Source organism: Brachybacterium sp. NPDC056505, from assembly GCF_042794925.1.
GTDB classification, from domain to species: domain Bacteria; phylum Actinomycetota; class Actinomycetes; order Actinomycetales; family Dermabacteraceae; genus Brachybacterium; species Brachybacterium kimchii.
In genome coordinates, this window is sequence record NZ_JBHTSV010000002.1 from 252336 (window position 1) to 264694 (window position 12359).

General features: G+C 71.8%; 10 protein-coding genes. 6 read left to right on the forward strand and 4 right to left on the reverse strand.

What is annotated here, in order from left to right:
* Positions 1–560 precede the first annotated feature (560 nt).
* From ACFQ53_RS02875 to ACFQ53_RS02895, 5 genes are all read left to right on the forward strand, one after another.
* Complete coding sequence (locus ACFQ53_RS02875) at positions 561–2516, forward strand: hypothetical protein (protein ID WP_377855050.1); 1956 nt, start codon at positions 561–563, stop codon at positions 2514–2516.
* 173 nt (positions 2517–2689) lie between these two features.
* Positions 2690–3367 carry an AIM24 family protein gene (locus ACFQ53_RS02880; RefSeq protein ID WP_228359320.1) on the forward strand — a complete coding sequence of 226 codons (678 nt, stop codon included), beginning with the start codon at positions 2690–2692 and terminating at the stop codon, positions 3365–3367.
* Between the two features lie 187 nt (positions 3368–3554).
* Complete coding sequence (locus ACFQ53_RS02885) at positions 3555–4838, forward strand: Gfo/Idh/MocA family oxidoreductase (RefSeq protein WP_377855053.1); 1284 nt, start codon at positions 3555–3557, stop codon at positions 4836–4838.
* 274 nt (positions 4839–5112) lie between these two features.
* Positions 5113–6600: an FAD-dependent oxidoreductase gene (locus ACFQ53_RS02890; protein WP_377855056.1), complete on the forward strand. Its 1488-nt coding sequence runs from the start codon at positions 5113–5115 to the stop codon at positions 6598–6600.
* A 295-nt stretch (positions 6601–6895) separates the two neighbouring features.
* A complete protein-coding gene (locus tag ACFQ53_RS02895) occupies positions 6896–7873 on the forward strand; it encodes a zinc-binding dehydrogenase (protein ID WP_377855058.1) in 978 nt (325 codons plus the stop codon).
* Between the two features lie 158 nt (positions 7874–8031).
* On the opposite strand, the gene ACFQ53_RS02900 is transcribed toward ACFQ53_RS02895, so the two are convergent.
* Positions 8032–8454: an organic hydroperoxide resistance protein gene (locus ACFQ53_RS02900; protein ID WP_377855061.1), complete on the reverse strand. Its 423-nt coding sequence runs from the start codon at positions 8452–8454 to the stop codon at positions 8032–8034.
* Positions 8455–8516: 62 nt separating this feature from the next.
* Complete coding sequence (locus tag ACFQ53_RS02905) at positions 8517–9116, reverse strand: TetR/AcrR family transcriptional regulator (RefSeq protein WP_377855064.1); 600 nt, start codon at positions 9114–9116, stop codon at positions 8517–8519.
* A gap of 209 nt (positions 9117–9325) precedes the next feature.
* Here ACFQ53_RS02905 and ACFQ53_RS02910 point away from each other — a divergent pair, with 209 nt between their 5' ends.
* Positions 9326–9715, forward strand: a complete 390-nt coding sequence (locus ACFQ53_RS02910; RefSeq protein WP_377855067.1) for a DUF1304 domain-containing protein — start codon at positions 9326–9328, stop codon at positions 9713–9715.
* Between the two features lie 85 nt (positions 9716–9800).
* Here the strand turns inward: ACFQ53_RS02910 and ACFQ53_RS02915 are convergent, their stop codons facing one another.
* Entirely contained in the window at positions 9801–10769 is a 969-nt protein-coding gene (locus ACFQ53_RS02915) for an SDR family oxidoreductase (RefSeq protein WP_377855070.1), read from the reverse strand.
* Between the two features lie 132 nt (positions 10770–10901).
* Positions 10902–12113 carry a pyridoxal phosphate-dependent aminotransferase gene (locus ACFQ53_RS02920; protein WP_377855073.1) on the reverse strand — a complete coding sequence of 404 codons (1212 nt, stop codon included), beginning with the start codon at positions 12111–12113 and terminating at the stop codon, positions 10902–10904.
* Between the last annotated feature and the right edge of the window lie 246 nt (positions 12114–12359).

Sequence of the window (12359 nt, forward strand, 5' to 3'; positions counted from 1 at the left end):
CGGCCACTCCCCTCGTCCGTGCCTGCGGACCATTCTCCAGGAACGCAGGCCACGAGCGGGGAGGACACGGCCGTCGTCCCGCAGCAGTCGCAGCGACGGCGCCCCACTTGTCCTGTTCTGCGCAGCTTCCGCGGCGCTTCCGCGCGGCTCCTGCGGCGTTTCCCGGCCGCTGCCGCCCGGTTCCGTCGTGCCCCATGTCGCATCCCGGCCGACGCTCGGTCAACGCCGGGCGTCGACCCGATGAACTCCGCATGAAGCTTCCCGCGCATCGGGGCGCTGTCCTGGTGCGTCGCACGGCGACGGCGCGATCTCTCCCAGGACGCCGGCGCCGCCCGGGCTATTCTCACGACGGCGGGTCGCGGATGGTCGGCCCGGTGGTGGCACGGCGTCCCGCGCAGGGACGCCGCACCCGGCCTCGTGGGGGATCGCGAGCCGGGTCGGGGCAGGCTCTCGTGCCTCAGCCCGTGCCCCACGGGCCCTCCCATCCGCGCCGCTGATGCCCCTGCTCCTTCCGGGCAGCCGCACCCGTCCCGTCTCCCCGTCGTCGGAGGTTCGTCACCGTGTCCTCACCCGCTGCCGTGCGCTCTCCGGAGATCGCGCTCCCTCCCACCGCCCTGCGACGCTCGCGCGAGGCCGGAGCCGAGCTCGCGGCCGGCGCGAAGGGCGGCACCGGGGGCGGCGCTGGGGGCGGCGCCGGGGAGAAAGCCAGCACCGAGGAGAAGGTCGGCGCGGGGACCGGGGCCGGGGCCGACGTCAGGTCGGGCTCGGCCGTCGGGGCCTCCCTGTGGTGGGCGCTCGCGGGGGCTGCCGTGGTGCTCTGCATCGTCCTGCACGTGGTGGTCGCGCAGAGCGCCGTGGCGCCGCGCACCCCGTGGGACGAGATCCATCCGCTGCAGATCGCGCGGATGCTCTCCGGCGATCACGACGTCCCCAAGCTCTCCGGGAGCGGCTACTACCCGGGGTGGGCGATCCTCATGACGCCCATCTGGTGGTTCACGCACGACCCGGCGACGGTGTACCGCGCGGCGATCATCCTGGGCAACGTCATCGGCGTCGCGACGATCCTCCCGCTGGCGCTTTCGGGCCGCCATCTGGGGATGAGCACCCCGCAGGCGATCGCGGTCGCCGGCCTGGCCATGTGCATGCCCGGGCGGATCGAGCCCGCCGACTACGCCATGAGCGAGCCGCTGCTGATGTTCTGCTACGCATGGGCGGCGCTGGGCATGCTCGTGCTCTGGAAGCGGCCGACGTGGTGGCGCCTGGCGCTGTTCGTCGGCGCCATCGCCGCCGCCTACCTCACGCACACGCGCGCGCTCGCACTCGTGCTCACGGCCGTGGTGTGGCTGCTCTTCTTCACCCGCCGCAGCGTCGCGAAGGCACTCGTGGGCGTGCTCGCGCTGGTCGCGTCCTGGTGGATCGTGGACCGCATCGCCTCGGCCATCAACCACCGCATGCTGCTGACCGGCAGCAGCAAGACGGACCTGGCCATGCAGGCGATCCTCCACGCCCAGCCCGAGGCGCTCGCGAAGCTCCTGGCGGGCCAGAGCTGGGCGCAGGTCGTGGGCACCGCGGGCCTGTTCGCCCTGGGCTTCGTGGTGATCGTGGTGTGGACGCTGCGGGAGCTGCGCACCCTGCGCCTGGGGCCGGGGGCGTTCCTGTTCGGGCTCACCGTGAGCACCGTCGCCATGAGCGTGGTGTGGTGGTACCAGCCCGAGGCGCTGTGGGGTAAGAGCTTCCACGGCCTCGAGGCCTGGCTCTATTCGCGCTACATCGACCAGGTCGCGGCGCTGGTCGTGATCGTGGCCGCGGGGGCGCTACTGCGCCGGGTGAGCGCCCCGATGATCGGCATCGCCCTGGTGGTGTTCGTAGTAGGGGCCGCTGCCGTGGTGCTGAAGGTCGCCCCGCACGTGCCCATGTGGTACGGGCTGGGGACGAACACGGCGGCCGTGAACAGCTGGCAGGGCATGTTCCCCGAGCATCCCTTCCATCGTCCGCTGACGCCCACGCTCGACAACGCCAACCGCTTCTGGATATGGGCTTCGCTGGCGACGGCGATCGCCCTGGCCGCGCTGTTCGTGCTGCGGCGCTTCCCGCGCACTGCCGTGGCCCTGCTGCTCGTCGGGGCCGCCGTGATGTCCCTGAACGCGAACCAGGATCAGCAACGGCGCGTGCCGGCCAAGGTGGGTGCGAGCCTCGAGAGGGCGGACGCCGCGAGCGGGGACACGGGCCCGCTGCCGGTGGACGTCGACCTCTCGTGCGCGAGCTCCGGCCTGAACAGGGCCGAGATCCTCAACTGGTCGGGCTTCTGGTTCTCACCGCGCACCGTGACCATCGCCGATCCGTCGAAGGGCCGGCCCTTCACGACCGAGCTCGTCATCTCCTGCAAGAACGGGTCGACGATGAAGGACCTGGGCGCCCGACCGGTCACCGGTGGCTCGAGCTACGGCTACCGGCTCTGGGTGCTCCCCGGCTCCCTCCAGGACCAGCTCGCCAGGGAGGGCGCCCTGGCGAAGTGACGGCCGGGCCCGTCGGCTGGCCGGCCCGGCCGACCGACCCGTCGGCCGACCGCTCCGGCCCCTCGCCCGACCAGTGACCCCGGCCACGCGACCGTGAGACGATCTCCCGGAATGCCCGACCTGACCGGCCCCACGACCCGCTCGCCGGACACCGCCAGACAAGGACACCGCACATGCGCAGCACGCTCTTCGACGCCTCAAACCAGGAGAAGCAGACCCAGGAGCGCTGGGTCCTCCAGTCCTCCAAGATGCTGCGCTGCGCTCTGCAGCCGCAGTCCCCCGAGATCATCGCCGCCCAGGGCGTGATGGTCGCCTACCAGGGGCAGATGGACTTCTCGTACCAGGGCTCCGGCGGCGGCATGAAGCTGCTGAAGAAGATGACCACGGGCGAGGGCGGGAACCTCATGCGCGTGCGCGGCCAGGGCGAGGTGTTCTTCGCGCGTCGGGCCGACGAGATCTTCCTGATCCAGCTCGAGGGCGACGCGCTGACCCTGAACACCCGTAACCTGCTGGCCTTCGACTCCTCGATTCAGTGGGACATCCGGGGCACGGGCGGCGCGGGCTTCATGGCCGGCGGCCTGTTCAACCTGTTCCTGCAGGGGCAGGGCCTGGTCGCCGTGACGTCCGACGGCCCGCCGATGCTGCTGGACTGCTCGCAGCAGCCCACCTACGTGGACCCGCAGGCGGCGGTGTGCTGGTCGGCGAACCTCACCCCGCAGATCAAGAACGACTTCAAGATGGGCTCGCTCATCGGCCGCGGCTCCGGCGAGTCCTTCCAGCTGGGCTTCCACGGCCCGGGCTTCGTCGTGGTGCAGCCCTCCGAGGGCGCACCGGTCACGACCGGCTCCTGACCCCGGGCGCCGAGCCCGGGACCAGATCCCCGGGACCAGATCCCGGGATCCGCACCCGGGATCCGGGCCGACGGCCGGCCTTCGAGCGCCGGCCGCAGTCCCGTCGGTTCCCGGCCTTCGATTCCTCCTTCCCCGTGCGCACTGTGCGCGCTACTGTGTGACCCACACTTTGTTTCAAGGAGGAAATATGTCGTTCACCCTGGGCATCGTGGGCATCGGCCAGTTCGGCACCCACTTCGCCGAGCTCTTCAGCGCCCACCCCGACATCTCCGCGGTCTATGCCGTGGACTCGGTGCCCGAGCGCATCGACGCGATCGAACAGCGCGAGCAGAACCCGGTGCACTTCGCCGGACGCTTCTCGAGCGTCGAGGAGCTGCTGGTCTCCGACGTCGACGCGGTCGCGATCTTCACCCAGCGCTGGACGCACGGGAAGATCGCGATCCAGGCGCTGCAGGCCGGCAAGCACGTGTACTCGGCGGTGCCCATGGCGATCGAGGAGGAGGAGATCCGCGAGATCACCCGCCTCGTGCAGGAGACGGGCCTGGTCTACATGATGGGCGAGACCAGCCAGTACAACGCCGCCGTGGTGCTGGCCCGTCGGATCGAGCGCTCGGGCGCCTTCGGCGAGGTCTTCTACGCCGAGGGCGACTACGTCCACGACATGGACCTGGGCTTCTACGACGCCTACAAGTACTCCGGCGGCGACGCGTGGAAGTCGACCGCCTCCTACCCGCCCCTGCTCTACCCGACGCACTCGATCGGCGGGATCCTGGGCGTGCTCGAGGACCGCCACGCGGTCTCGGTCTCGGCGCTCGGCCGGCCCGACACCCGCGGCGACGGCGTCTTCGACAAGGACGTCTCGATGTTCGACAACGACGTCTCCAACGCCTTCGCCCTGTTCGAGATGGACAACGGCGGCGCCTTCCGCACCAACGAGCTGCGCCGCGTGGGCTACCCCAGCCACAAGCGCGAGTCCCGCTTCCGCTTCTTCGGCGAGGCCAGCAGCTTCGAGGAGACCGTGGACGTCACCTACTGGCACGACAAGAAGTCGGTCCTCGAGGTCACCGACCTCATCAGCACCTCGTCGACCATGAGCCTGGACGACCCCCGCCTGAAGGACGTCTCCCCCACCCTGCGCGACGCCTTCGTCGCGGGCGCGGCCCGCTCCCACCACCAGGACCGCCTGCCCTCGGAGTTCCAGGGCAAGCCCAACGGCCACGAGGGAGCCCACCACTTCCTCGTCGACGACTTCGCGCGCGCGGTCGCGAACGGGAAGCAGCCGATGGTCAACGCCTGGCAGGCGGCCCGCTACACCCTGCCCGGGATCATCGCCCACCAGTCGATGCGCGAGGGCGGCGCCCGCCTCCCGATCCACGACCTCGGCGACTGCCCGCTGCCGGTCCAGGATCTCGACGCCGACCAGCCCGCTCTCGACGAGGCCGGCATCCAGGCCCTGCTCGCGGAGGTCTGAGCGGGTCGGGCCGACGGGCCCGTCGGCCGTCGGCCCCGACCCGTCGGCCGGCCAGTCGGCCCGCCGCTCGCCGGTTGCCCTCGCCGGCCGGTCCGTCTCCCCGACGCCTCCCCCAGCGACCCGGAGCGTGATCCCGCTTGCTCCGGGCCGCCGGGGTCTGCAGGTCAGTGATTTTCGCGTATAGGCTGGTGCGTAAATCGAGACCAACGGCGACGCCGCTCTCGCCGGACGCGTGCAGCGCCCGCGGGCGCTCGCCCCGGGAACCCGAGGTGCGATGACCACGAACCAGCCTTCCGCCCAGCCCCTGCGACTCGCCGTGATCGGCTCCGGTCCCGCGGGCGTCTACGCCGCCGAGACGCTGCTGCGCTCACCGCAGGTGAAGTCCGGCGAGCTCGAGGTCCAGTGCGACCTCTTCGACGCGCTGCCGACGCCTTTCGGGCTGATCCGGTACGGCGTCGCCCCCGACCACCCGCGCATCAAGGGCATCATCACCGCCCTGCACCGCATCCTGGACCGCGGGGACATCCGCTTCCTGGGCGACGTCGACTTCGGCACCGACCTCACCGCCGCCGAGCTGCGCGAGCGCTACGACGCCGTCATCTTCGCGACCGGCGCCCTCAAGGACGCCGAGCTGAACATCCCCGGCATCGACCTCGAGGGCTCCTACGGCGCCGCCGACTTCGTGGCCTGGTACGACGGCAACCCGGACTACCCGCGCACCTGGCCCCTGGAGGCCGAGCAGGTCGCCATGATCGGCAACGGCAACGTGGCGCTGGACGCTGCCCGGATGCTCTCGAAGTCGGCCGACGAACTGCTGCGCACCGAGATCCCCGAGAACGTCTACGAGGGCCTGACCTCCGCGCGCACCACCGACGTGCACGTGTTCGGCCGCCGCGGGCCCGCGCAGTCGAAGTTCACGCCGCTGGAGACCCGCGAGCTCGCCCATCCCCACGGCGTGCAGATCGTCATGGACCCGGCCGATTTCGCGATGATCACCCCCGAGGAGCGCGAGGCCATCCGCGCCGACCGCCGCCGCGAGCAGGTCTACGCGACCTTCGAGGGCTGGCTGCATGCCCAGCAGGAGCGCGAGGCCAAGGGCGAGGAGCCCACGGACGCCCACGGCGGCCCCGTGCAGCGCCGCCTGCACCTGCACTTCTGGCACAAGCCCGTCGAGGTCCTCGGCGAGGACGGCCGCGTCACCGGCATGCGCTTCGAGCGCACCCGTCTGGACGCCGAGGGCGGCATGGAGGGCACCGGCGAGCTCGTCGACTACGACCTGCAGGCCGTCTACCGCGCGATCGGCTACTTCGGCTCCGAGCTGCCGGGCGTCCCCTACGACGAGTCCCGCGGCGTCATCCACAACGAGGCCGGCCGCGTCACCGAGGCCGACGGCGAGGTCATCCCCGGCCTCTTCGCCAACGGCTGGATCAAGCGCGGGCCCGTCGGCCTCATCGGCGCCACGAAGTCCGACGCCGCGGAGACCGTCGCGAGCCTGCTCGAGGACCTCGAGGCCGACCGCATCCCGAGCGCCCCGGACCGCGACCCCGACTCGATCCTGCGCCTGCTCGAGGAGAAGGGCGTGGAGTTCACGACCTGGCAGGGCTGGACCGCCCTCGAGGAGCACGAGATCGGCCTGGGCGCGGCCGTCCAGGACAGCGAGGGCAATCCGCGCCCGCGCGTGAAGGTCGTGCCCCGCGAGGAGATGGTGCGCGTGGCCCGCGAGGCTCAGCGCGCGCACGAGAGCGCCTCGGCCGACGCCTGAGGGCGGTACCTGAGGGCGGCGGTACCTGAGGGCGGTGCGGCCGAAGCCGGGCCCCCAGGCCCAGGTGCCCCAGACCTCGGGCCCCAGCCCACCCAGCGCGCCCCGGGGAACCCGGGGCGCGCTGCCGTCTCTGACGGACCTCACAGCTCCTCGACAGCCACCGAACGACCCAGCGCCCTATAGTGGAATGGTCATTTCACTACAGGGTGGCCTTCGCCGAACCCCGGACGTCGCATCGCGTCGTCGCACCGGAGCTCCCCGCGCCGTCGCCGCCCACCGTTCCAGGAGGTCCGCCATGCGCGCCGTCACCCATCAGTCCTTCGGAGAGCCCACCGAGGTTCTCGACGTCACCGAGGTCGCCGAGCCCTCGCCCGGTCCCGGCGAGGTGCTCGTGCGCATGGTGCTCAGCCCCATCCACAACCATGACCTGTGGACCGTGCGCGGCACCTACGGCGTGAAGCCGGAGCTGCCCGCGCGGGCCGGCACCGAGGCCGTCGGCGTCGTCGAGCAGCTCGGCGAGGGCGTCACCCAGCTGGTCACCGGTCAGCGCGTGGTCGCGACCTCGCAGCTGGGCGTCTGGGCGGAGCGCTTCACGGCGCCGGCCGCCTCGCTGATCCCGGTGCCGGAGAACCTGCCCGACGAGGTCGCCGCGCAGCTCGCGGCGATGCCCTTCAGCGCGATCTCGCTGCTGGAGCGCCTGGATCTCGAGCCCGGGCAGACCCTGGTGCAGAACGCCGCCAACGGCGCCGTGGGCCGCCTGGTCGCGCAGTTCGCGCGCGCCCGCGGCATCAACGTGGTGGGCCTCGTGCGCCGCTCGGCGGGGGTAGAGGAGCTCGCCGCCCAGGGCATCACGGGCGTCGTCGCGACCGACGAGGACGGGTGGGAGGACCGCGCCCGCGCCCTCATCGGCGATTCCACCGCGCCCGTCGGGATCGACTCGGTGGGAGGTGAGGCCGCGGGCCAGGTGCTCTCGCTGCTGGCCGACGGCGGACGCCTCGTCGTCTTCGGTGCGATGGCCGCCCCGGTCATGTCGATCCCCTCGGGCCCGGTGATCTTCCGCGACCTGCACATCGAGGGCTTCTGGGGCGCCCAGGTCTCCAAGGACATGCCGGCCGATCAGCGCGCCGAGCTGTTCCGCGAGATCATCACCCGCCTGCTCGACGGCTCGGTGACCCTGCCGGTCGCCGCGACCTACTCGCTCGAGGACGTGCGCGAGGCGTCCGCCGCGAACTTCGACGCCGGCCGCGTCGGCAAGGTGCTGCTGCGCCCCTGATCGCGGCACGCGCGTCGACCCGACCCTCGGCGCGCGCGTCGGCTCTCGCGCCGGCCCGGGCGTCGGCTCACGAGCAGACATCCGCACGCGGACCCACCAGACACGGACGAGCCCGCCGGAAGCATCTCCCGGCGGGCTCTTCGCATGCGCGGCGAGGATCAGTCGTCGGCGACGGTGACGTTCACGGGGATGTTCCCGCGCGTGGCGTTGGAGTACGGGCACACCTGGTGCGCGGCGTCGGCGAGGGACTGCGCGGCGTCGTGGTCGAGCTCGGGGATGACGACCTCGAGGTCGACGGCGAGGGCGAAGCCGCCCTCGTCGTTGCTGCCGATGCTCACGCGGGCGCCGACGCTCGAGCCGTCGATCGAGACCTTCTTCTGGCGGGCCACGGCCTGCAGCGCCGAGTGGTAGCAGGCGGCGTAGCCGGCGGCGAAGAGCTGCTCGGGGTTCGCGCCCTTCCCGGAGCCGCCCATGGCCGTCGGGACGGCCATGTCGAAGGCGAGGTCCGATCCGGAGACCTCGACGTGCCCGTCGCGGCCGGCGCCGGTGGCGAGCGCCTCGGTGGAGTAGAGGGGCTTCATGGTGGATTCCTTCCGTCGGGTGCTGCGGTGGACCTGCGAGGTCGGACGGTCGGGCGATGAGCTCAGCCGGCCGGCGCGAGCAGGGGTGTGCGGGCCGCTTCGAGGGAGCTGCGCGCGGCGCTCCGGTCGATCCGGCTCATGACCAGGGCCGCGAGGAGCGCGGAGACGCTGGTCTCGGTGAGGCGCTCGCGCTCGGCGGCGGAGGCCTCGGGGAAGCGGGCGGCGACGCCGGCACCGAAGGCGCGCACGAGCTCGGCGCGGTAGGAGGCGATGACGTCGCGCACGGCCTCTTCGCGGCCGATGCCCGCGCAGGCGGAGTTCACGAGCAGGCAGCCGTCGGGCAGGGACTGCTCCTCTCCCTCCGCGCTGTCCTCGCCCAGCAGTCGGGCGGCGGAGCCGAGGTAGTCGGCGAGCGCGTGGGGGCTCGGGTGCTCGGCGAGCAGCGGGGCGAGGCCCGGGCGCACCACTTCGTCGAGGTAGTTCGAGATCGCGGCCTCGAAGAGCCCGCGCTTGGAGCCGAAGGCGTGGTAGATGCTCGAGGCGTTCAGCCCTGTGGCCTGCTGGATCGCACTCATGGAGGCGCTCTCGAAGCCCTCGCGCCAGAAGAGCGAGCGCGCGGCGCGCACGACCTCGACGGTCTCGAAGGTGGCGGTGCGTCCCATCGGCTGGCTCCTTCCCGGATCGGACTGCGGCGGCGGCGCGCGGCCGGGCCGTGCGGTATCCGCTCGTCCGGCGGCGCCGCGTGACGCCCACCCTTCCGGTGGCGCCGTCGTCAGTCTATAGTGGAGCGAACGCTACAAAAAAGTCTCGCTGGTCACTTCTCGCATCTCTCCTCAAAGATCGCTCCCCATCGCTCCCCACCGGAGGTCCCATGCTCGTCGTCGGTCTCGTCCTCGCAGTGCTCGCGGCGCTGCTGCACGTGTTCATCTTCTGGCTCGAGTCGTTCGCCTGGGGCAGCGAGCGCGCACAGGGGGTCTTCGGGGAGCAGACCGAGCAGGAGGTCGCGGCGACGCGCCTGCTCGCCTTCAACCAGGGCTTCTACAACCTGTTCCTGGGCGTGCTCGCGCTGCTCGGCGTGCTGCTGACCGCCCTCGGCGCGCACTCCGTGGGCCCCGCCCTGGCGCTCGCGGGCACCGGCTCGATGCTCGGCGCGGCGATCGTGCTGGGCCTCGCCTCCCCCGCGCATCGCGGCGCGGCCGTGCGCCAGGGGACGCTGCCGCTGCTCGCGGTGCTCGTCCTCGTGCTCGCACTCGCGATCTGAGCGCCGCGGGTACGACGGGCGACCGGCCGGAGCATCCGGGGAGCCCGCCGCATCCGCGCCGTCCGCGGCACCCCGGACCGACGCCTCAGAAGACGGGCCGTCCCCCGGTCACGCCGAGCACGGTGCCCGAGACGTACGAGGCCTCGGCCGGGCTCGCGAGGAACACGTAGGCTCCCGCGCACTCAGCGGGCTGGCCCGCGCGACCCAGCGGCGTGTTGCCGCCGAAGGCCGTGTAGTCCTCGCTCGCACGGGTGGCGACGTTCAGCGGGGTCCAGATCGGCCCCGGCGCCACGGCGTTCACGCGGACCCCCTTGCCGCCCAGGTCGGCGGCGAGGTTGACGGTGAGGTTGTTGATCGCGGACTTCGTCGCGGCGTAGTCCATGAGCGGCACGGAGGGGTCGTAGGACTGGATCGACGTGGTGTTGATGATCGAGGAGCCCTCCCGCAGGTGCGGCACGGCCTCCTGGGTGATCCAGAACATCGACTCGAGGTTCGTGGCCAGCGTGCGGTGCAGACGCTCGGAGTCGATGCCCTCTATGCCGCGCGGCTTCGCGCGTCCCCACTGGAACGCCGCGTTGTTCACCAGCACGTCGAGCCGCCCGAACTCCTCGACGGTGCGCGTGACCAGCGAGCGCGCGTGGGCCTCCTCACGGATGTCCCCGGGCAGCAGCAGGGCCCGTCGGCCCGCGTCCTGGACCCAGCGGGCGGTCTCCTCGGCGTCCTGCTGCTCGGCGTCCATGAACGAGAGCGCAACGTCGGCGCCCTCGCGGGCGAAGGCGATCGCGACCGCGCGGCCGATGCCGGAGTCTCCCCCGGTGATCAGCGCGACCAGCCCGTCGAGCCGGCCGTGGCCGACGTAGGACTGCTCGCCGTGGTCCGGCACGGGCTCCATCGGGGCCGTGAGGCCGGGAGGGTCCTGGTCCTGCGCGGGGAACGAGGGCTCGCCGTCCTTCGTGCCGAGCTCGCGGGCGCGGGCGGCGACCGGGCCGATGTCCTCGGCGCTGTTCCCCTGAGCACCCTCGCGTGCGCTGTTCTCCGGGTCTGTGGCAGACATGGATCACTCCTTCCGTGGGCAGTCCTCCAGCTTAGGCCGGGAGACGTGGCCCGTGAAGGGGCGGCGGTGACGCTCCTGTGGTGGCCCGGGGCACCCCGGACCGCCACGTATGACCGGCCCCACCGGCCGGCCCTAGCGCCGGATCGAGGCGAGGTGGTCGGCGATGCGGTCGACGGCGTCGGCCAGCAGGCCGACGTCCGGCAGGGTCACCAGGCGGAAGTGGTCGGACACCGGATAGTTGAAGCCCGTCCCCTGCGTGACCAGCAGCTTCTTGGAGCGCAGCAGGTCCATGGCGAACTGCTCGTCGCTCTCGATGTCGTACATCTCGGTGTCGATGCGCGGGAACATGTAGAGCGCGCCCTGGGCCTTGACGACGGAGACGCCCGGGATCTCGCTGAGCCCCTCGTAGGCCACGTCGCGCTGGTCGCGCAGGCGCCCGCCGGGCAGCAGCAGCTCGTCGACCGACTGGTAGCCGCCGAGCGCCGTCGCCACCACGTGCTGGGCGGGGACGTTGGGGCACAGGCGCATGTTCGAGAGCACGTCGAGTCCCTCGATGAAGTTCTCGGCGTCGTCCTTCGGTCCGTACAGCGCCATCCATCCGGCGCGGAAGCCGGCCACCCGGTAGGCCTTCGAGAGGCCGTTGAAGGTGATGGTCAGCAGGTCGGGGGCGAGCGCGGCGACGTGGGTGTGGACGGCGTCGTCGTAGAGGATCTTGTCGTAGATCTCGTCGGCCAGGATCAGCAGGTCGTGCTTCCGCGCGACCTCGACGATCTGCTTCAGCACGTGCTCGGGGTACACCGAGCCGGTGGGGTTGTTGGGGTTGATGACGACGATCGCCTTGGTGCGCTCGGTGACCTTGTCGGCGAGGTCCGAGACGTCGGGCCACCAGTTCTGCTCCTCGTCGCAGCGGTAGTGCACGGCCTTCCCGCCCGCGAGCGAGACCGAGGCGGTCCACAGCGGGTAGTCGGGGCTGGGCACGAGCACCTCGTCGCCGTCGTCGACGAGCGCCTGGCAGGTCATCTGGATCAGCTCGCTGACCCCGTTGCCCAGGTAGATGTCGTCGAGCTCCATCCCGGGCATGCCCTTGGTCTGGTAGTACTGCGCGACCGCCCGACGTGCGGAGACGATCCCCTTGGAGTCCGAGTACCCCTGCGCGGTGGGCAGGGTGCGGATCATGTCGACGAGGATCTCGTCGGGCGCCTCGAAGCCGAACGGGGCGGGGTTGCCGATGTTCAGCTTGATGATCTTGTGGCCCTCTGCCTCCATGCGCGCTGCCTCTGCGGGGATCGGCCCGCGGATCTCGTAGCAGACGTCGCGCAGCTTGGAGGACTGGGTGAGGATCATCGTTCGGCTCCTAAGGCCCGGGGCCCGGCTCGCGGCCGACGGCGCGGCCGCAGCCCCGCGGGCGCGAGGCTGCGGCCAGGGTATCCCCGGTGGCCGGGCCCGCAGCACGCGCGTCTCACGAGGTGCGCTGCGCCGGCGCAGCGAGCATCCCGCGAGCCGCGCGAGCCGCGCGAGCCGCGAGTGGTACGAAATCGTTGCCATGGCGCGCTATGGCAACGATTTAGTTCCACACGCGGTACGCCCCCC